The sequence below is a fragment of the Rhizobium sp. 10N414 genome (assembly GCF_056394785.1).
This window is the reverse complement of sequence record NZ_JBFTIN010000007.1, coordinates 12,069-30,222: the sequence shown is the minus strand read 5'-3', so window position 1 is coordinate 30,222 and position 18,154 is coordinate 12,069. Positions and strand designations below refer to the sequence as shown.

Here is an 18,154-nt window from a genome sequence, read left to right as displayed (position 1 = left end):
TCCGGTTTGGCGGAAACTTTTCATACCCCATGGGGCCGTGGGAGAAAAACAATGGAACTAGACATCGTCGCGCTATCGCGCTTCCAATTCGCGCTGACCGCGCTTTACCACTTTTTATTCGTACCCTTGACGCTCGGACTCTCCGTGCTGCTCGCCATCATGGAGACCGTCTACGTCATGACGGGCCGCCACATCTGGCGACAGATGACGAAGTTCTGGGGCATACTCTTCGGCATCAACTTCGCGATCGGTGTCGCCACCGGCATCGTCATGGAATTCCAGTTTGGGATGAACTGGAGCTATTACAGCTACTATGTCGGCGATATCTTTGGTGCCCCGCTCGCAATCGAGGGGCTGATGGCCTTCTTCCTTGAGGCAACCTTCGTTGGCCTGTTTTTCTTCGGATGGGACAAGCTGTCGAGGGTCGGTCACCTAATGGCGACATGGTGTGTGGCACTCGGTTCCAATTTCTCGGCGCTATGGATTCTCGTCGCCAACGGCTGGATGCAGAACCCGGTCGGCTCGGCGCTCAATCCGCAGACAATGCGCATGGAAATCACCAGCTTCTTCGACGTGGTCTTCAACCCCGTCGCCCAGGCGAAGTTTGTCCATACCGTCTCGGCCGGCTATGTCTGCGCGTCGATCTTCGTTCTCGGTGTTTCGGCCTGGTACCTCCTCAAGGGCCGCCACCTCGAAATGGCGAAGCGCTCTATGACGGTTGCCGCCTCCTTCGGCCTTGCCTCGGCACTGTCGGTCGTCGTCCTCGGCGATGAAAGCGGTTACCTCGCAACCGAAAACCAGAAGATGAAGCTCGCCGCCATCGAGGCAATGTGGAAGACGGAACCGGCGCCTGCCGCCTTCACCGCCTTCGGCTTCCCCGATCAGGACGCGCGCGAGACACATTTCGCCRTTCACATTCCCTGGGTCATGGGTCTGATCGGCACACGCTCGCTGACGACGGAAATACCCGGTATCGACCAGCTGGAACGGGAGTCTGAAGGGCGTATCCGCGACGGCATCAAGGCTTACGACGCGCTGATGCAGATCCGTGCCGCCGCAACGCCGGACGCGGTTGCACCTCAACTCCGCACCTCCTTCGAGGAACTGGGGCATGAGCTTGGCTATGCCCTTCTTCTGAAGCGCTATGTCGACGATCCGCGCCAGGCGACTGATGCCCAGATCACCCAGGCCGCGCGCGACACCGTTCCGCATGTGCCGACGCTCTTCTGGTCGTTCCGCGTCATGGTCGGGCTCGGCATGTTCTTCATCGTCCTGACGGCGACCTTCTTCTGGCTGTCGGCACGGCGCCACCTGGATAAGTATCCACTGCTGCTGATGATCGCTGTCTTCGCCATCCCGCTTCCCTGGCTTGCCATTGAAGCAGGCTGGGTCGTCGCCGAGATCGGCCGCCAGCCATGGGTCATTGAAGGTGTGCTGCCGACCGCAATGGCCGTGTCGAGCCTTGGCGCAAGCACGGTTCTGCTGACGATCTGCGGCTTTGCCGCGCTCTATACAGTGCTGATCGTCGTCGAGATGACGCTGATGATCAGAGCCATCCAAAAGGGACCTGAGCCGGACAATGAGCCGGAAGCCGAGCTGATCTCCGAAACCCTCGTTCCAGCCGCGGAGTAACGATCATGATCCTGCACGAACTCATAGACTACGAAATCCTGCGCTTGATCTGGTGGCTGCTTCTCGGCGTGATCCTGATCGGCTTTGCCGCCACGGATGGCTTCGACCTTGGCGTCGGCACGTTGCTGCCCTTCGTCGCAAAGACGGATACGGAGCGCCGTATCGCCATCAACACGATCGGCCCTGTCTGGGAAGGAAACCAGGTCTGGCTGATCCTCGGCGGCGGCGCGATCTTCGCTGCCTGGCCGCCGCTTTACGCGGTCTCGTTCTCCGGCTTTTACCTCGCGATGTTCGCGATCCTCCTCGCGCTCATCCTGAGGCCGGTCGGCTTCAAATATCGCTCGAAGCGCGAGAGCGCCCGCTGGCGCAACAACTGGGACTGGGCGCTGTTCATCGGCGGTTTCGTTCCGTCGCTGATCTTCGGGGTAGCCGTCGGCAACGTGCTGCAGGGCGTACCCTTCCGCTTCGATCCGGCTGACATGCGCATCTTCTACGAGGGGTCGTTCTTCGGGTTGCTGAACCCATACGCGCTGCTTTGCGGCCTGCTTTCGGTCGCCATGCTCGTCATGCACGGTGCAGCCTGGCTGGTCCTGAAAGCCAGCGATCCGGTCGCGGAGCGTGCAAGAAGCTACGGCAGCCTGGCCGCGCTTGGCGTGATCGCCCTCTTCGCGCTCGGCGGAATCTTTTTGGCGCTTGGTGTAAACGGCTACAACATCACCAGCGAGATCGATCCGGCCGGTCCGTCGAATCCGCTCCTCAAGACGGCAGCGCATGACGGCTCGTGGCTGGCCAACTACGGCACCTATCCGTGGATGATGATTGCGCCGGTCCTGGGCTTCCTTGGAGCCGCGGCAGCCTTTGTCGCCATGCGGGCGAAGTGGGAAGTCGCAACGCTGCTTTTCAGCAAGCTCTCGATCTTCGGAATCATCTCGACCGTCGGTCTCTCGATGTTCCCGTTCATCCTGCCCTCCTCGCTCGAGCCAAACTCGAGCCTGACGGTGTGGGATGCCTCGTCGAGCCACACGACGCTATTCGTCATGCTTGTCGTGTCGCTGATTTTTCTACCGATAATCATCGCCTACACTTCCTGGGTCTACAAAGTTCTCTGGGGCAAGGTCGATGAAGGGACGGTCAACGACAAGAGCGGCCACGCTTATTAAAGGAGAAAGACGATGTGGTACTTCGCATGGATCCTCGGCTTGCCTCTGGCCGCCGCCTTCGCCGTCCTCAACGCCATGTGGTATGAACTGATGGACGACGAGGCAAAAAAGAAGAAGCAATAGCGACTTTTTTTGTCTGCCTGGCAATAGAACAGACGGGGACGCGCTCGACCGGTGCTTCCCCTTTGCTTTTTGCGCGCGCGGCCTCATCGGAATCTCGGCTGTAGTATTCCCTTAGTACCCGTTCGCTCGCCTGCCTTGCTAAGCTCCTCCCGTTGGTTTTGGGAGGAAACAGATGCCAGCTTCGAAGATTCTGATGATTACCGGCGACTTCACCGAGGACTATGAAACGATGGTCCCATTCCAGACGCTGCTCGCCTGCGGCTATACGGTTCACGCTACGTGCCCCGGCAAGAATGCCGGCGAGACAGTCGCGACCGCTATCCATGATTTCGAAGGCGATCAGACCTATTCCGAGAAGCGCGGTCACAACTTCGCGCTCAACGCAACCTTCTCCAGTATTCGCGCTGAAGATTACGACGCGCTCGTGATCCCTGGCGGTCGCGCGCCCGAGTATCTGCGCCTCAACCCTGATGTCATCAAAGCCGTCCGGCACTTCTTCGAGGCCGGCAAGCCTGTAGCGGCGATCTGCCACGGCGCTCAGCTCCTTGCCGCAGCCGGTGTCCTCAAGGGCCGCACCTGCTCGGCCTATCCCGCTTGCCGCCCGGAAGTCGAACTCGCCGGCGGCATTTACGCGGATATCGCCATCAGCGACGCGGTCTCGGACAGCAACCTCGTCACCGCACCGGCATGGCCGGCACATCCCTCCTGGTTACGGCAATTCATGGCTGTGCTGGACGCATCGGCGCTGCTACAAACGGACGCCGCCTGAGGAGACGGAGGGAGAGACGAGATGTGCGAGCTGTTCATCAAGGCGGACGCGAAGCTCTGGGAGAGCACGACTCGATCGTTGCGGATTGATGGCATGGTGACAAGCGTTCGACTGGAAAACTTCTTCTGGTCGAAACTGGAAGAGATCGCCAGGCGAGACCGCATGAACGTTACGCAGCTGATTACCAGGTTGCATCACGAATCCATCGATGCCGGCCACGATCTCGGGAACTTCACGTCTTTCCTGAGGGTGTGCTGCGCGCGTTACCTCGATCTCCAGCTGACAGGAGATATCCCGGCGGATGTCAACCAATCGATTGCCGGGCTGAATGCTCCGGCAATCCTCGTTCGCGAGCGGGAGAAATATCACTGAGCCCGAAAGGGTTCAGTAGCTCGCCTCGACGAAAATCCGCGCTATAGCCTCGACACCGGCCTGATCTTCAGCGTCGAAGCGGGACGCAGTCGGGCTGTCGAGGTCGATGACACCGAGGATCTTGCCGTTGTGATGGAGCGGCACGACGAGTTCCGAACGGGACGCAGCATCGCAGGCGATATGCCCGGGAAATGCATGCACGTCCTCCACGAGGATCGAAGTCCCCTTCTCCACAGCCGACCCGCAAACTCCCCGGCCAACGGCAATGCGGACACATGCCGCCTTACCCTGGAACGGCCCGAGGACCAGCTCGCTGTCCGACTTCAGGAAGTAAAAGCCAGCCCAATTCAGATCCGGCATCATTTCGAACATGAGAGCCGAGGTGTTCGCGGCGTTGGCGATCGTATCGCTTTCTCCGTGCAGCAAGCCCTTCAGTTGCTGGCTGAGCTCCCCGTAAAAATCGGCCTTGCTGGCGGAATTAATGGTCGCAGGTTGAAACATGTCCGTGTCGCTTCTGTTTTTGTGGTGAGCGTCGATATAGTGACACGCATGCCGATTGCCAAACGCAATCGTGATGGCCGGGACGGAGCACTGTGTCACTAGATGGTGATAGTTATCGCCAGCCACCTTGTCGGTCGATGATCCGACTCTATCTAGTTCCCTATCACGACCTATTGCGGTCGTGACCCAAGTCGGCCGGCAGCTGCGGTTTGCGCACACGGCGATATCGGGCGATGGTCAGGTAACGCGCCTGCCGCCCCTCATTGTTAGGGCATTCCGACGAGCGGAGCAGCTATGTCGACCAGAGCTGCGCACGAAGTCATGAAACCGCTTCGGCTGGGCAGATAGATCCATTGATTTCAAGCAGAGGTAAGAACGATGACACCGGAAGACAGACGGGCGGTCTTTAGCCACCGCCAGATAGCGGCAATCATTGAAGGTATCATGCAGGAAGATGGCACCGAACTCCCGATCACGGGAAAATCACTTGGCGAGGCGATCCTTTTCGTATCGGAGGAAGCGGCAACCAGCGCGTCCAGCGCCCATGTCATTTACGGCGAGAACGGCTCGCTTAGCTATACCGATTGCCTGAGCGTTTACCGCGACTATGGCGTGGCCCTTCGCCAGACCCCAAACTAAAAGCAGGACGCTGGGCCTTCACGCCCAGCGTTCCTCCCAGAGCAAAAGGATGCAGTCGAGATGGCCAAGCGGAGTGCAGGCCTGCTGATCTACCGCCTCCGCGATGGTAGCTACGAGGTCCTCCTGGTTCATCCCGGAGGCCCCTACTGGGCTAAGAAGGACATCGGCGCGTGGTCGATCCCCAAGGGCCTCGTGGAAGAGGACGAAGATGAGCTTGATGCCGCAAGACGTGAAACCCGCGAGGAGTTGGGCGTAGACGTCGAAGGCAGTTTTCACCATCTCGGGGAATACAAACAACCCGGTGGCAAGATTGTCGTCGCCTGGGCCATCGAGGCCGACACCGATCTCAAAGCCATTGCCAGCAATTACTTTCAGATGGAGTGGCCGCCGCGCTCCGGCGTGATGGCGGAATTTCCCGAAGTCGACCGAGCCGAATGGTTCACACTACCGGATGCGGAGCAAAAGATCCTGAAAGGGCAGCAACCGCTGCTCGCGGATTTCCTTCGACGGCGGTTGCAGAGCCCGCTGGAGGTATATGCGACCTGAAGGCCGGTGAGAGCCTGGGCTTGCGATTGCGCATGGCAGCTATTCGCAATCGGCAATCGCTTTGCCGCCAGCTGTCCGTAAAAGTTGGAAGACTCTCCTCCCGGACGAATCTGATTCATGACAGCCCTCTCTTCAGCAACGCGCGGTGTTCTCATCGCGTTTGGCGCCTATGCCGTGTTCGCGTTCAGTGACGCATCGATCAAGATCCTGGATGGCGGCGTACCCGCCTATCAGATCGCCTTCATCGGCGCGCTGTTCGGTTGCGCCGCGCTCCCCTTCATCAAAGGCAGGGACGATTCCTGGCTCGATATCGTCCGGAGCACGAACCGTACTCTGTGGCTGATGAGATTCTTTTGCGGCGCGATAGGAGCAATAGCTTCGATCATTACATTCACAAAGCTCCCGATGGCCGAGGCTTTCTGTCTGCTGTTTCTTCTGCCGTCCTTCGTAACTATTCTGTCAGTCATCTTTCTCGGCGAAGATGTGCGCTGGCAGCGCTGGGCGGCCGTGGTCGTCGGTTTCATCGGCGTTCTGATCGTGCTGCGTCCGGGTTTTCGCGAGTTGTCCGCTGGTCACCTTGCGGCGGCAATCGGCGGCCTGGTTGCGGCAATCTCGATCGTCATCATGCGAAAGATGGGGCCCGCCGAAAAGCGCCTGTCGCTGTACGGTGCAGCGCAGCTTGGCACACTTGCCGTCAGCGGCATATTGATGCTCTCGGAGATGGTCGTTCCAACTCCGCGCCAATGGCTGTTCATTGCAAGCTACGGCCTGCTCGGTGGGGCGGGCAACGTCATGCTGATGACCGCGGCCCGGCTAGCGCCGGCCAATCTCGTTGCCCCTCCGCAGTATAGCCAGATGCTTTGGGCCATCGCGTTCGGATATTTGATCTTCGACGACGCCATCGACCTTGCTATGGCTGCCGGCATCGTTCTCATCATCTGCTCGGGCTTGCTGACGCTGGCTCGTGAAAAGAAACGCGGCACGCCGCTGCCGCGGGCGGTCGTTTCCGCTGACAATCAGGCGTCGCTTGCGACCTCAACCGACGAGACCGGCGACATTGAGCAACCGGCTCAAACGGCTTCGCACGCGATTCCTCAAGCCTAAAAAGAAACCGCCCTTGCCGAAGTCGAAAGACGTTTGCGAAGGCGGTTTTCTATTTTCTCAGGGTCTGGCGATCGTCGCCGTCAGCGGCGCAGGACCGGGCAGCCGCGGGCGTTGGCGAAGCTGATTTCGTCCGCGCCGCGGCGCGTCCAGCCCTCGACGATCACACGGCGAGGCGTGACGTCGACCACACGTGCACGACGGAAGCCGTAGTCACGTGCGATGTCTTCTGCCAGCCGCGGGTCACAGCCGCGGCCACGCGGCGGCGGGCGGTTATAGTCGGGCGGTGGCGGGCGGTAGTAACCCGGAGGCGGTGGCGGGCGGCCACTACCAATATAGACGTCTACCTGGGCGGAAGCCGGCGCAGTCACCCCGGCAACCGTGCCGACAACGAGCAACGTCGCAAGGCCGGCCTTGGCCAGAAATTGCATCATCGAAATTCTCCCTCGGGTACGGCAAAGGCCTTCCCCATTCGCTACACTCTTGCCGGCAAGGTCAGGTCCAACCCTTCCGGATTTGCGCATTCATATGCGATTCGCACAGAGCAGGCCGAAAATGGCGCGGGCAAGGCAAGCCGAGGGCGCCATTGTGGACGAAGTCATTTAGCGGCGGATCACGGGGCAACCGCGAACGTTGGCGAAGACCATCTGGTCCCAGCCGCGATGGTCGCGGCCCGAAACGACGACACGGCGCGGCGTAACGTTGGTGACGCGCGCTGAGCGCAGACCCGACCAACGTGCCTTCTGAACCGCCTGCACGGGCGAGCAGGCATGCATTGGACGGTGCTGAACATGGACTGGTGGACGTCCCCATTCCGAAGCCGAGGCATTCGGCGTAGCGAACGGAATCGAGGCCAATGCGATAAGAGCGGCAAAGGAAGCCTTGGTGATGAAATGGGTCATGATACGACTCTCTAAATGGTTGCTTACATCTCCCGTACGGGATTGTGCAGACCATAACCCTATGAAAATGAATGATCTTCGAACTGGCCGTTSAGTTCGGGTTCAGCCGCCGAGATGCAGCACGATCTCGCGCCGATGCGGCCTGTCGCGGTGTTCGAACAGGTAGATTCCTTGCCATGTGCCGAGTGCGAGCCGACCGCCGATAACCGGAACGCCGATGGAAACCTGCGTCAACGCGGCTTTGATATGCGCGGGCATATCGTCGGGACCCTCCGTCGTATGGACAATCCAACGCATCGAAGGATCGGAACTGGGTGGCACCAATCGACGGAAGAATCCGTCGAGGTCGGTGCGAACATCCGGGTCGGCGTTTTCCTGGATGAGCAGCGAGCATGAGGTGTGGCGCACGAAAACCGTCAGCAGCCCTTCGGCCGCGCCAGTGGCACGAACGAAAGATGCTGCTTCTGCTGTAAACTCGTAAAATCCTTGCCCCCTGGTGGAAATGCTGATGATCTTCTGGGGCATGAACGATGTTCCACTTGCATATCTCTTGCGAGACGAGACGTTCGGCTGACCTTATGTCAGTACCGCATTTCCTCCGAACTCTCAAAGCTGCAGGAAGGGAACGAATCCACCGAAAATCATCCGTTTGCCATCGAAGATGGACTTCCACGCGTCGCCTTGAAGGCGCGGGTCTGCCATCACCTTCTTCATGATGTCGTCCCGGTCCTGGCGTGAGCTATAGACGATCCAGGAAAAGATCACGACTTCATCATCTGCCGCCTGGACCGCACGGGGAAACGAGGTCAGTTCCCCATATGGCACATCATCGGCGATGCATTCGACATATTCCTTGGCCCCATAGGACTTCCAGACTGCGCCGGTGGTGGCGGAAAAGGCCTTGTACGCCTCGATGTTCTTCTGCGGCACAGCCACGACGAACCCATCGACATAGGACATGTTTTTCTCCCTTAGCGTTGTTGCGCGTCCAAGGACGAACGGAGGCGGCTTGGACCGACATCCCTCTTCAACTTAAGATTAGGCAGGATCGGCGATAGGCAAGAGAATTGCCGCCGGGAATAATTTCGAGCCGACTGTCGACAGCTTCTCTAGGGCGCGGCGAATGGCGAAGATCGGCGTCGCTGMGCTCGGGCGCGGGCTAAGCGCCGGACAACTCGATAAGCCGCTGCGCCTGCATGTCGGCCTCCTGGCACTGCGTGGTGACGCGCAGCGTTCGGAACTGTTCCACGAGAAAGTCGACGAGCGCCCGAACCGCAGTCGGCAGTCCTCGAGAGGCCGTAAAGACGAGATAGATCGTGGCCTGCGACATCCGGTAATCCGGCAGAAGGCGGACCAACCGGCCGTCGCGTATCCCCTCGGCGCAGATGTGGTCGGGCAAAAGCCCTACCCCGACCCCGGCATAGATAGCCTCTAGAATCGCCGACACGCTGCGGCAACTCATGCGTGGCTTGTGCTGGTGCCGGTATCGAGTGCCATCCGGTCCGGTGAATTCCCAGACATCCAAATCCTGCCACTCCGTCATCGGCCCGGCAAACGATACCGTTGGTGCATCGGCAAGACATTCGACGCCTTCGATCGACGGCAGCGAGCTCGCAACCTTCTGGTTGGCCACAAGGATCAAATCCACCTTGCTGAGCACTCGCATCGTCAGTTCAGAATCGGTCTCCTCGGTCAATTGCGCCCGAACTGCAAGATCAAGGCGCTCATCGATGATGTCGACTCGCCGATCCGTGGTGAGTATCTGCAGCTGCACCTTGGGGTATCTATTGAGAAACTCCGGGATCATGGTGCCAAGAGAGCCGTCCAGCAATCCGTGCGGCACGCTTATGCGGATTTGCCCCTGTGGCTCGCCGGTTGCATCGTTGATCGCCTTGGCGGCGCGATCGGCTTCGCGCAGCATGTTTTCGCAGTGATTGTAGAAGGCGCGTCCGATTTCCGTCACCCGGAACCGGTTGACCGTTCGCTCGAGCAGCCTGACACCAAGCCGCGTCTCCAGCGCAGTGATGTGCCGGCTGAGCTTTGATTTCGGCATGTTCAGYACCCGCCCGGCGGCGGAAAAGCCGTTGTGACGAACAACTGCGGCAAAATAGACGAAATCGTTCAGATCCTGGAAAACACCCTCTGCATTGAGCATGGGGCACCCCTTTCAGTAAGCACGACAGGCCGGCGGCCCGTTATCGCTTACCTGTCCCGGCAGATGATGCCAACCGCCACGAACAAGATTTCGTTCCAAATTTGGAACACTGCGTTCCAATCAGCGCCCTTCAGTTCGACCGGCGGCGGGACTATCTGCGGGGAGATTTCCTTTGGCGCCATTGCAATGATGGCGCCAGACGCGCTCCCACGAGCCTCCGAAAACAGCACCGGCCACCGCGATGCCCCGCAGAGTTGCGGCGCAAGGTGTCTTTGCGCCTAAGTGATTGATATTGTTACATAAAAACCACACAAAGAGCCAAACGGCTGTCTCAACGAGGGATTTTCATACCGGGAGAATTGATAGATTTAATCAAGGATGAAATTAAGGCTTCGGCGGTTCGCTGATCCGCCAGCCGAAAGGCAGACTATCGGAACCGCCCCGTCTCCCACGGTGGCAGTTCACTCGAAAAGGAAATGGATTTTCAAATGAACATACGGATGGCTTTGCTGACCTCCGCCGCAGCATTTGCTGCTGCGTCCACGCCGGTCTTTGCTGCTGACGCAATCGTCGCAGCTGAACCCGAGCCAGTTGAATACGTCCGCGTCTGCGACGCGTACGGCACGGGCTACTTCTACATCCCGGGCACCGAAACCTGCCTCAAGGTCAGCGGTTACCTGCGTTTTGAAGTCTATGGCGGCCCGGATCAGAAGGGCACCTCGGACTGGAACGCCCGTACGCGCGCTCAGGTTCAGTTCACCGCCAAGAGCGACACCGAGTATGGTCCGCTCACCGGCGTTATCGTTCTCCGTAACAACGGCGACAACGCTTCGACCAACTCGACCCTGGACTCGGCATATATCGACATCGCCGGCTTCCGCGCTGGTCTGTTCTACAGCTGGTGGGATGACGACCTTTCCGGCGAGCCGGACGTTCTCTCCAGCTTTGAAACCCTGCACAACTCCATTCGCTACCAGTATGAAAACGGCGATTTCTACGCCGGCATCAGCGTAGACGAACTAGAAGACGGCTACTTCAAGGACGGTGAAAACCCGAACAACGTTGGCGTCGCCCTCGGCGTTGGCGGCAAGGCTGGCGTAGTCAGCTACCAGCTCATCGGCGGCTACGACACCGACAACGAAGAAGGCGCTGTTCGAGGCATGATCTTCGCTGATATCGGCCCTGGCACCCTCGGCCTGGCAGGTGTCTATGCATCTGGTCCGAACTCCTACTACTCTCAGTCGGAATGGACTGTTGCGGCAGAATACGCGATCAAGGCGACCGACAAGTGGACCATCACCCCGATGGCCCAGTACTTCGGCAACTACGTTCCCGATCTCGACACCTTCCACGGCAACTCGTTCGACGGCCTCGGCGATGCCTGGAAGGTCGGCATCACGGTCGACTACCAGATCGTCGACAATCTCTATGCCAAGGCAACCGTCGACTACACCGATCCGGACGACGCTGACGAAGTAACGAAGGGCTTCTTCCGCCTGCAGCGCGCGTTCTAATCAAACTCCCCGGCGCCCTGGATCAACCTAGGGCGCCGCCTGGTACTGCGTTTTCTGATCCGATTGACCTCCGATCAGTTACGGGGACTGGTCCGGTTTCCCTGCCGGACCGTCCTTGTTTCCTCCCAAGAATCCGCGGCTCCGCGGCGAACACTACCTTATTCGGCGTTTCGCCCATGAGCTGCACTAGCCCGGAAACTCCTCAACCGAGTCGACCCGATCGGGATAGAAAGCGAGGTGCTCCTTGATCTCGCTGACAGCGGCATACGGACTTTCATAGGTCCAGATCGCATTCACGACCTCCGCACCGCCCAAAACAATGTTGAAATACGACGCCTCGCCCTTATACGGGCAGTAGGTATGGTGATCACTCCGGGTGAGAAGCGCCATATCGACATCAGCGCGCGGTATGTACTGAACGGCAGGATAGGACGCTTCCTTCAGCGACAACGCATTGCGACTATCGGCAATAGCCTGCCGGCGCAGCTTTATGACGACGCGCGCAGGATTGGGCGTGACGGTAATCGGGTGATCGGGACCGGGTATCTTCATCGATTGTGCAGACATCGGCAGCTCCTTCGGCCAGAACTCAGATATAGGAGCCGCGCCATCAAATTGCAGGAGCGGCCGTGGCGGGTCCTCGCTTCCGCCGCCCGTGAACGGCACCGGCAAACAACGCTACTTTGCCGCCATCGCCCGTCGCTGAAACAAGCCGAGTCCTAGGACAGCCGCCAGCACGCAGCCGACGCCGGCAACTTGGTTGGAATGCAGCGGCTCACCGAGTATCACGAAGGCCATCAATAACGCGGAAACCGGTGCGACTGCGGTGAAAAGCGACGCCTCGACGCCGCTCACACGCTCCGCCCCGGCATACCAAAGGATGAAACCGACAACGGTCGGCACCAGCGCGTAGTAGATCACTGCCGACATCGCACCTGCCGAGAATTCCCGTGGCACACCTTCTGCCAAGACGGCCGCCACCATGGCGACGCCGAAGCCAATCCCCGTCATCAATGCAGACTGCGTCAGCGCCGAGATCGGTGTGCTGAGGTTCTTGTTCAGGAGTATGAACAGGCTTTCGCAGATCACGGCTCCGAAAACCAGTGCGTTGCCAGGCAGGGATCCACTTCCGGCATCGGGTGAAAGCGCGATGAACAAAACGCCGGTTGTCGCCAGCACGATTGCCAGCACCATCGACGAACGAGGCTTTTCGCGCAGAACAACGACGGAAAGCGCCCCGGCGACAACCGGCAACGTCCCGATGATGACGCCCGCGTCGGCCGCGGTGGTCAGCTTCAGGCCTGAGATCAGCAAGGTCGTGTAGCCAACACTGCCCGCACCGGCCTGAACGAAGACGATGATCCAGTCGCGAAGCGGCAAGCTTGGCAGGCGGGTCCCGGTCATACCCATCAAAAGTAGGAAGAACGGGAAGGCAGCGGCGAAGCGCAGAGCTGTCGCCGTGAACGGCGGCATGCCTGACGCAATGACCCGGCTTGCGATAACGGTGCTGCCAACCGTGATCATCGCCAGAGTCAGATAGAGGTAACCTTGCAAATGTCGCTGCATCGCCTTCTCCTGTTTGCGCAGAAGAAAGACCATAATTATCTAGCGATCTTGTATGAAATTGCAGCGCAGTTAGGCGACCGCATTGGCATAGGCGCGCGGAGAGACCCCATACTTCCGCACAAACACGCGCGTCATGTGGCTTTGGTCGACGAAGCCGCTGGCAATGGCGGCCTCCGCCAAGGGTGCGCCGCCCGCGATCAGACGCCGCGCAAGATGGATGCGGCGCTGGACCAGATAGGCATGTGGCGTCATGCCGGTTGCTTTCGCGAAACCCCGCAATACCTGAAACCGGCTGAGCCGGCTCGCACGGGCCAGGTCGGACAGAGAGATTGCCGCTGTAGGATCGCAGTCGATCATTTCCTGCGCGGTCCGAATGGCCTGGGGTGCACCCGGCCGATCGTTCGGGACGGCCTCCGCAAAGACGCGGGCGACGAGTTCAAGCAGGGCTTGCTCCAGCTGCAGTTGCCGCCCTCCCTCGAAGGTCAAGAGCGCAAAAACTGCCTCGAAGTGCGCCGCGATCGCCTTGTCATGCAGCACCGGATGCGCAATCTCGACCGCCGATCGTCGTCCCCCTGTAACTTCGGAGAGGTTGGCAGTGATCACCGCAGGGTCGAAGTAGAGGATTCGCCACGACCTGCCCTCACCGATCGGCGTGCCATCATGCACTTCGTTCGGATTGACCGTGATGATGTCGCCGGCACCAGCCTCGACCATCCCACGCCCGCTCAGCGATTTCTGCGCACCTGACGAAACCAGCCCGATGCCGAACTGCTCATGAGTATGGCGCGCGAAGCTCCGGCCGCTACTGGCAGCCACGGCCTCAATGCCGGCAACCGCCGACCTGAACATGCGAAATTGACTGCGGGCCATGAGTGGGCTTTCAGAGATGAAGCCGCATAGTGCCAGCCGAAGCCACCGAAAACAACGGCAAGCGACACCCCTCGCTGCCCATCGCCTCAAGCGATCATGCTGGCCAAAGTGCTCAATGGAGCGTTTCGCCCAGATCCTTGTCTGCCAGAATCGCCCAGACATCATCGAGCGCGGCAACCAGGATATCGGTGAGCTCGTCTCCGCGATTCTCGAAAAAGGCAGCCTTGGTCGCTTCATCCTGCAGTTCGAAGAAGCGCTCGATTTCGTTCGACATCTCATTGTCCTTTCACGCGCCACCGACATGTGGCGATGGGAAAGGGTTAAAGGGACTGTCTTGCGCCGAACTGGTGAACGCTAGTCCATCGGGAAACGGCGGCTCGCCCATTCGCTCCTTGGAACCGGATTGCCGACGGCAAAGCTGAACGATTGGATTTTCGTGGCCCCATCGTCCACCTCGCAACGGAAACTGACATCATACCAGCGGCCCGCAGCCCGAAATGCGCCTTTCCGGACCTGGAGAACGGTGCCCTTTGACAAGCGGTAGGATGGCAGGAGTTCCGGCCGATATGACGGGGAACCATGCATCAGCTGCTGCCGAAGCTCCGTGCCGCAGAGTTGGTCGACACGAACACTCCGCGGCAGATCGCCCATTGCGGTTCTCGCCACTGGATCATTCGTCATATTCTGCGAGAACAATGTCTTCGCCTCCGTCAGCTCGACGGGCTTGTCCGCCTGTGCGGTTGCCGTCGCATCGGGCTTCGTTGCATTGGGCGGTTTGCCCTGCTCAAAGCTGGTCTTGGCCTCGCTTTCGGCGCCGGCGGCTGGACCGTTCTTCTCGGCATGGCTTTCCGCCAGGTCGACCCGCGGCAGGTCGACATCATCAGGGACCGGATTGGCCGGCGGTTCCTTGCTTTCAGGTGTCTTGGCTGCCTCTGTTGTTTGCTCCGGTTTCACCTGATCTTCCTGGGTTTCAGGCTTGGGTTCAGGTGAAGGCTTCGGCGTATCCGACTTTACACCCGCGACGGAAGCATCCCCCTCGGTCGATTTCTCCGGGCCGGTATCCTTGTCGCCAAATTCCGTCACCGGGCGCAGCACCGGCAGCGGCTGCCCCTTGCCAGACTGCTCCTTGGACTTGGCATCCTCTGCAGCTGCTGCTTCCGGTGGCTTTTCCGGCGGTTTCTCTTCCGGCGCCTTTGCCTGCTCCGGCGGCGGAGGCGGTGGTGGCGGAGGCGGCGGCTGCTCGGCCTTCTCTTGCTTCGGCGGTTCCGGCGGCTTCTCGGCCGGCTTTTCCTCCGCCTTCTTCTCCTCGGGTTTCGGCTCCTCTGGCTTGGGCTCTTCCGGCATCTTCAATTCCGGCGGCTTCTCCTCGGGTTTCTTTTCCTCTGGTTTCTTTTCTTCTGGCGGTGGCACGAGGTCGACGCTGACGGTTTCCTCCTCCGGCTGAGGCGCAGGTACGGGCAGCTTCACGAGAAAGAAGCCGACGACGGCAAGGTGCAGCAGAACGGAGGCAAAGATGCCCCAGCCGAATGCTCCCCATTTCTTTCCCGAAGTCTGTTGCATGCCTACGAACGATGCCCTGCGCCACGCTACCGATGTGGCCTTTTAAGAAGGCATCATCAAGCCGTAAAACAAAAAAGCCTCGTGTCACGCAACCGCAACCGTTTTCGCGCGGCACGTCCTCCACATGTTTGCGCGTATTCGCCTCTGCGAGAAGGTCAAGGGCTATCCGAGCGAGCCTATGATCTCGCGATAGGCAGCCTCCGGAAACGCCTTTAAAGTCTTGGTGCGCACATTACCCGCCATCCCAAGCGACAGCCCGAAGCGCGCCATGACAGCATCGTCAGGCGCCTCGCAGACAGCAACCATGTCGTGATCGCCCAAGGTAAGGAAGAAATTCTGGAAGGAGCCGCCCATGTCGCCAAGCAGCTTCTTTGCCGCGTCCAGGCGCTTTGCCGAGTCGCGAACGTTGCGAATTCCCTGATCCGTCCAATTAATAAGCACGATGTAAGTGGTCATTGCACACCTCCCACCGGAGGGTCTTGGCCCTACGCAACAGGCTATGGCGACCTTCGCTCACGCGCTGTGGTCGGTCCTGTCCCCCGTAGTGTCTACCTTACTCCTGTCCCCATGCGACAACAAGAAATGCCACGGCCCGCAAGGGTGCCAGAAAAGCAAAAGCCGGGCACAGGGCCCGGCTCTTGGATGTTTCCAGTCGAAGGTGGAAGCTTAGCTGTCCAGGAAGCTGCGAAGCTTTCTCGAACGGCTCGGGTGCTTCAGCTTGCGCAGCGCCTTCGCTTCGATCTGACGGATACGTTCGCGGGTAACCGAGAACTGCTGACCGACTTCCTCGAGCGTATGGTCGGTGTTCATGCCGATGCCGAAACGCATGCGCAGCACGCGCTCTTCGCGCGGCGTCAGTGATGCCAGAACGCGAGTCGTCGTTTCGCGCAGATTCGCCTGGATGGCGGCGTCGATCGGCAGCAGCGCGTTCTTGTCCTCGATGAAATCGCCGAGGTGTGAATCCTCTTCGTCACCGACAGGGGTTTCGAGCGAGATCGGCTCCTTGGCGATCTTCAGGACCTTGCGGACCTTTTCGAGCGGCATGGCAAGCTTTTCGGCCAGTTCTTCCGGTGTCGGCTCGCGACCGATTTCGTGCAGCATCTGGCGCGACGTGCGGACGATCTTGTTGATCGTTTCGATCATATGCACCGGAATACGGATCGTGCGGGCCTGGTCGGCGATGGAACGGGTGATCGCCTGACGGATCCACCACGTCGCGTAAGTCGAGAACTTGTAGCCGCGGCGGTATTCGAACTTGTCGACCGCCTTCATCAGGCCGATGTTGCCCTCCTGAATGAGGTCGAGGAACTGCAGACCACGGTTCGTGTACTTCTTGGCGATGGAGATGACGAGGCGAAGGTTCGCTTCGACCATTTCCTTCTTGGCGATGCGGGCTTCGCGCTCGCCCTTCTGCACCATGTGCACGATGCGGCGGAATTCCGAGATCGAGATGCCGGTTTCCGTTGCGAGATTCTGGATCTCCTGGCGGATGTCGCGGATCGTCGTGTTTTCGCCCTTGGCGAATTCCTTCCAGCCGCGTGCCGCCAGATTGCCGATCGACTTCATCCAGTTCGGATCGAGTTCGGCGCCCTGATACTGCTCGAGGAACGAGTCGCGCTTGACGCCGTAGGATTCAGCGAGACGCAGCAGGCGGCCTTCGTTCTGAACGAGGCGCTTGTTAATGTCGTAAAGCTGCTCGACGAGGGCGTCGATGCGGTTCTGGTTCAGCGACAGAGACTTGACGGCCTTGATGAGCTCATCCTTGAGCTCCTTGTACCGGCGCTCCTGGGCAGACGACAGCGTGCCGGTGGCAGCGAGCCGCTGCTCGACCTGCTGGTCCTGAAGCTTGCGCAGCTTCTTGTAGGTCTCGGCGATGATGTCGAGCGTTTCCATGACCTGCGGGCGCAGTTCCGCTTCCATAGCGGCGAGCGACAGGTTGGACTCGTCTTCGTCTTCTTCTTCCTCTTCCGGAGGAAGGCCTTCGCCGCCGACATTGGTGATGTCGTCGTCGCCAGAACGGACGCGGCGCGTCTTTTCCTTCTCTTCGGCGGCCTTGCGGTCAGCCTCGATCTTCTCGGGGCTTTGGAACTGCGGTGCAGCCTTGGCTTCCGGGCCGGAATAGGTGGTTTCGAGGTCGATGATCTCGCGAAGCAGCGTCGTGCCTTCGTTGAGCTCATCGCGCCAGATGATCAGCGCCTGGAACGTCAGCGGGCTTTCGCAGAGGCCGCCGATCATGGTTTCGCGGCCGGCCTCGATGCGCTTTGCGATCGCAATTTCGCCTTCGCGCGACAGCAGCTCCACCGAGCCCATTTCGCGCAGATACATGCGAACCGGATCGTCGGTGCGGTCGGTCGGTTCCTTCTTCTTGGCGGTCGCAAGGGCAGTGCCGCCGGAAGGTGCGAGCTCGCCGCCTTCGCTCTCGTCGTCGGAGCCGGAATCATCATCGTCGCCGCCGGCCGTGGCTTCCTCGGCTTCTTCGTCTTCGATGACGTTGATGCCCATGTCCGACAACATCGACATCGTGTCTTCGATCTGCTCGGACGTCACTTCTTCTGACGGCAGGACGGCGTTCAACTCGTCCATCGTTACATAGCCGCGCTTCTTCGCGGCCTTGATCATCTTCTTGACCGCGTCATCGGAAAGATCGAGAAGAGGGCCGTCGGTGCCGCCGTCGCGTTCGACTTCCGCTTCTTCGTTTTCTTTGACCTTGGTTGCCATTTATGTCGTCGCCTTCCTGACGCTAT

Annotated in this window: 22 protein-coding genes; 9 read left to right on the top strand and 13 right to left on the bottom strand. The window is 59.7% G+C overall.

The genetic code is table 11. The features are described 5' to 3' along the window. The first annotated feature begins 51 nt into the window (after positions 1-51). The 5 genes from AC1DE4_RS09200 to AC1DE4_RS09180 all read left to right on the top strand — a co-directional run bounded on the left by AC1DE4_RS09200 (position 52) and on the right by AC1DE4_RS09180 (position 4,056). A complete protein-coding gene (locus tag AC1DE4_RS09200) occupies positions 52-1,632 on the top strand; it encodes a cytochrome ubiquinol oxidase subunit I (protein ID WP_477881121.1) in 1,581 nt (526 codons plus the stop codon). Between the two features lie 5 nt (positions 1,633-1,637). After that, positions 1,638-2,792, top strand: a complete 1,155-nt coding sequence (cydB, locus tag AC1DE4_RS09195; RefSeq protein ID WP_169681513.1) for a cytochrome d ubiquinol oxidase subunit II — start codon at positions 1,638-1,640, stop codon at positions 2,790-2,792. Positions 2,793-2,804: 12 nt separating this feature from the next. Continuing rightward, positions 2,805-2,915, top strand: coding sequence for a cytochrome bd-I oxidase subunit CydX (cydX, locus tag AC1DE4_RS09190; RefSeq protein ID WP_018857158.1), 111 nt, complete (start codon positions 2,805-2,807; stop codon positions 2,913-2,915). A 172-nt stretch (positions 2,916-3,087) separates the two neighbouring features. Further along, positions 3,088-3,684: a DJ-1/PfpI family protein gene (locus tag AC1DE4_RS09185; protein WP_018857159.1), complete on the top strand. Its 597-nt coding sequence runs from the start codon at positions 3,088-3,090 to the stop codon at positions 3,682-3,684. Between the two features lie 21 nt (positions 3,685-3,705). Next, positions 3,706-4,056: a ribbon-helix-helix domain-containing protein gene (locus AC1DE4_RS09180; protein WP_169681515.1), complete on the top strand. Its 351-nt coding sequence runs from the start codon at positions 3,706-3,708 to the stop codon at positions 4,054-4,056. Positions 4,057-4,068: 12 nt separating this feature from the next. Here AC1DE4_RS09180 and AC1DE4_RS09175 read toward each other — a convergent pair whose 3' ends face one another. Then, on the bottom strand, positions 4,069-4,557 hold the full coding sequence (locus AC1DE4_RS09175; RefSeq protein ID WP_169681517.1) for a GAF domain-containing protein: 489 nt from the start codon (positions 4,555-4,557) through the stop codon (positions 4,069-4,071). A gap of 378 nt (positions 4,558-4,935) precedes the next feature. On the opposite strand from AC1DE4_RS09175, the gene AC1DE4_RS09170 reads away from it, so the two are divergent. The 3 genes from AC1DE4_RS09170 (at position 4,936) to AC1DE4_RS09160 (ending at position 6,846) form a co-directional block, all read left to right on the top strand. Then, positions 4,936-5,196, top strand: a complete 261-nt coding sequence (locus tag AC1DE4_RS09170) for a hypothetical protein (protein WP_018116204.1) — start codon at positions 4,936-4,938, stop codon at positions 5,194-5,196. A 60-nt stretch (positions 5,197-5,256) separates the two neighbouring features. Then, a complete protein-coding gene (locus AC1DE4_RS09165) occupies positions 5,257-5,742 on the top strand; it encodes an NUDIX hydrolase (protein WP_477881118.1) in 486 nt (161 codons plus the stop codon). A gap of 117 nt (positions 5,743-5,859) precedes the next feature. After that, positions 5,860-6,846, top strand: a complete 987-nt coding sequence (locus AC1DE4_RS09160; protein ID WP_477881116.1) for a DMT family transporter — start codon at positions 5,860-5,862, stop codon at positions 6,844-6,846. Between the two features lie 80 nt (positions 6,847-6,926). On the opposite strand, the gene AC1DE4_RS09155 is transcribed toward AC1DE4_RS09160, so the two are convergent. The 5 genes from AC1DE4_RS09155 to AC1DE4_RS09135 all read right to left on the bottom strand — a co-directional run bounded on the left by AC1DE4_RS09155 (position 6,927) and on the right by AC1DE4_RS09135 (position 9,900). Beyond that, positions 6,927-7,277: a hypothetical protein gene (locus AC1DE4_RS09155; RefSeq protein WP_018116228.1), complete on the bottom strand. Its 351-nt coding sequence runs from the start codon at positions 7,275-7,277 to the stop codon at positions 6,927-6,929. 168 nt (positions 7,278-7,445) lie between these two features. After that, the gene (locus tag AC1DE4_RS09150) at positions 7,446-7,745 is read right to left on the bottom strand and encodes a hypothetical protein (RefSeq protein WP_018857165.1); all 300 of its coding nucleotides are present in this window, start codon (positions 7,743-7,745) and stop codon (positions 7,446-7,448) included. Between the two features lie 102 nt (positions 7,746-7,847). Then, positions 7,848-8,270: a secondary thiamine-phosphate synthase enzyme YjbQ gene (locus AC1DE4_RS09145; RefSeq protein ID WP_018116230.1), complete on the bottom strand. Its 423-nt coding sequence runs from the start codon at positions 8,268-8,270 to the stop codon at positions 7,848-7,850. Between the two features lie 81 nt (positions 8,271-8,351). Next, complete coding sequence (locus AC1DE4_RS09140) at positions 8,352-8,705, bottom strand: DUF1428 domain-containing protein (protein WP_018857167.1); 354 nt, start codon at positions 8,703-8,705, stop codon at positions 8,352-8,354. 199 nt (positions 8,706-8,904) lie between these two features. Continuing rightward, the gene (locus AC1DE4_RS09135; RefSeq protein ID WP_018857168.1) at positions 8,905-9,900 is read right to left on the bottom strand and encodes a LysR substrate-binding domain-containing protein; all 996 of its coding nucleotides are present in this window, start codon (positions 9,898-9,900) and stop codon (positions 8,905-8,907) included. Between the two features lie 488 nt (positions 9,901-10,388). Between AC1DE4_RS09135 and AC1DE4_RS09130 the strand changes: the two genes are divergently transcribed. Then, positions 10,389-11,414: a porin gene (locus tag AC1DE4_RS09130; RefSeq protein WP_025659304.1), complete on the top strand. Its 1,026-nt coding sequence runs from the start codon at positions 10,389-10,391 to the stop codon at positions 11,412-11,414. A gap of 186 nt (positions 11,415-11,600) precedes the next feature. Here the strand turns inward: AC1DE4_RS09130 and AC1DE4_RS09125 are convergent, their stop codons facing one another. The 7 genes from AC1DE4_RS09125 to rpoD all read right to left on the bottom strand — a co-directional run bounded on the left by AC1DE4_RS09125 (position 11,601) and on the right by rpoD (position 18,128). Continuing rightward, positions 11,601-11,981, bottom strand: a complete 381-nt coding sequence (locus tag AC1DE4_RS09125; RefSeq protein ID WP_477881113.1) for a DUF427 domain-containing protein — start codon at positions 11,979-11,981, stop codon at positions 11,601-11,603. Between the two features lie 111 nt (positions 11,982-12,092). Further along, the gene (locus tag AC1DE4_RS09120) at positions 12,093-12,980 is read right to left on the bottom strand and encodes a DMT family transporter (protein ID WP_025659302.1); all 888 of its coding nucleotides are present in this window, start codon (positions 12,978-12,980) and stop codon (positions 12,093-12,095) included. Between the two features lie 69 nt (positions 12,981-13,049). After that, positions 13,050-13,850 (bottom strand): AraC family transcriptional regulator, encoded by an 801-nt coding sequence (locus tag AC1DE4_RS09115; protein WP_477881111.1) that lies wholly within the window; start codon positions 13,848-13,850, stop codon positions 13,050-13,052. A gap of 112 nt (positions 13,851-13,962) precedes the next feature. After that, on the bottom strand, positions 13,963-14,124 hold the full coding sequence (locus AC1DE4_RS09110; RefSeq protein WP_018116301.1) for a hypothetical protein: 162 nt from the start codon (positions 14,122-14,124) through the stop codon (positions 13,963-13,965). An 80-nt stretch (positions 14,125-14,204) separates the two neighbouring features. Then, positions 14,205-15,410, bottom strand: a complete 1,206-nt coding sequence (locus AC1DE4_RS09105) for a DUF930 domain-containing protein (RefSeq protein WP_018116302.1) — start codon at positions 15,408-15,410, stop codon at positions 14,205-14,207. Between the two features lie 162 nt (positions 15,411-15,572). Next, the gene (locus tag AC1DE4_RS09100) at positions 15,573-15,866 is read right to left on the bottom strand and encodes a GYD domain-containing protein (RefSeq protein WP_018116303.1); all 294 of its coding nucleotides are present in this window, start codon (positions 15,864-15,866) and stop codon (positions 15,573-15,575) included. Positions 15,867-16,076: 210 nt separating this feature from the next. Further along, positions 16,077-18,128 (bottom strand): RNA polymerase sigma factor RpoD, encoded by a 2,052-nt coding sequence (rpoD, locus tag AC1DE4_RS09095; protein ID WP_007534225.1) that lies wholly within the window; start codon positions 18,126-18,128, stop codon positions 16,077-16,079. Between the last annotated feature and the right edge of the window lie 26 nt (positions 18,129-18,154).

Excerpts from the sequence above, each read along its gene's own strand:
- AC1DE4_RS09145 (WP_018116230.1), bottom strand. The coding sequence starts at position 8,270 with ATGCCCCAGAAGATCATCAGCATTTCCACCAGGGGGCAAGGATTTTAC.
- AC1DE4_RS09140 (WP_018857167.1), bottom strand. The coding sequence starts at position 8,705 with ATGTCCTATGTCGATGGGTTCGTCGTGGCTGTGCCGCAGAAGAACATC.
- AC1DE4_RS09125 (WP_477881113.1), bottom strand. The coding sequence starts at position 11,981 with ATGTCTGCACAATCGATGAAGATACCCGGTCCCGATCACCCGATTACC.
- AC1DE4_RS09105 (WP_018116302.1), bottom strand. The coding sequence starts at position 15,410 with ATGCAACAGACTTCGGGAAAGAAATGGGGAGCATTCGGCTGGGGCATC.
- AC1DE4_RS09160 (WP_477881116.1), top strand. The coding sequence starts at position 5,860 with ATGACAGCCCTCTCTTCAGCAACGCGCGGTGTTCTCATCGCGTTTGGC.
- AC1DE4_RS09115 (WP_477881111.1), bottom strand. The coding sequence starts at position 13,850 with ATGGCCCGCAGTCAATTTCGCATGTTCAGGTCGGCGGTTGCCGGCATT.
- AC1DE4_RS09110 (WP_018116301.1), bottom strand. The coding sequence starts at position 14,124 with ATGTCGAACGAAATCGAGCGCTTCTTCGAACTGCAGGATGAAGCGACC.
- cydX (WP_018857158.1), top strand. The coding sequence starts at position 2,805 with ATGTGGTACTTCGCATGGATCCTCGGCTTGCCTCTGGCCGCCGCCTTC.
- AC1DE4_RS09185 (WP_018857159.1), top strand. The coding sequence starts at position 3,088 with ATGCCAGCTTCGAAGATTCTGATGATTACCGGCGACTTCACCGAGGAC.
- cydB (WP_169681513.1), top strand. The coding sequence starts at position 1,638 with ATGATCCTGCACGAACTCATAGACTACGAAATCCTGCGCTTGATCTGG.
- rpoD (WP_007534225.1), bottom strand. The coding sequence starts at position 18,128 with ATGGCAACCAAGGTCAAAGAAAACGAAGAAGCGGAAGTCGAACGCGAC.
- AC1DE4_RS09180 (WP_169681515.1), top strand. The coding sequence starts at position 3,706 with ATGTGCGAGCTGTTCATCAAGGCGGACGCGAAGCTCTGGGAGAGCACG.
- AC1DE4_RS09155 (WP_018116228.1), bottom strand. The coding sequence starts at position 7,277 with ATGATGCAATTTCTGGCCAAGGCCGGCCTTGCGACGTTGCTCGTTGTC.
- AC1DE4_RS09165 (WP_477881118.1), top strand. The coding sequence starts at position 5,257 with ATGGCCAAGCGGAGTGCAGGCCTGCTGATCTACCGCCTCCGCGATGGT.
- AC1DE4_RS09130 (WP_025659304.1), top strand. The coding sequence starts at position 10,389 with ATGAACATACGGATGGCTTTGCTGACCTCCGCCGCAGCATTTGCTGCT.
- AC1DE4_RS09100 (WP_018116303.1), bottom strand. The coding sequence starts at position 15,866 with ATGACCACTTACATCGTGCTTATTAATTGGACGGATCAGGGAATTCGC.
- AC1DE4_RS09120 (WP_025659302.1), bottom strand. The coding sequence starts at position 12,980 with ATGCAGCGACATTTGCAAGGTTACCTCTATCTGACTCTGGCGATGATC.
- AC1DE4_RS09175 (WP_169681517.1), bottom strand. The coding sequence starts at position 4,557 with ATGTTTCAACCTGCGACCATTAATTCCGCCAGCAAGGCCGATTTTTAC.
- AC1DE4_RS09170 (WP_018116204.1), top strand. The coding sequence starts at position 4,936 with ATGACACCGGAAGACAGACGGGCGGTCTTTAGCCACCGCCAGATAGCG.
- AC1DE4_RS09150 (WP_018857165.1), bottom strand. The coding sequence starts at position 7,745 with ATGACCCATTTCATCACCAAGGCTTCCTTTGCCGCTCTTATCGCATTG.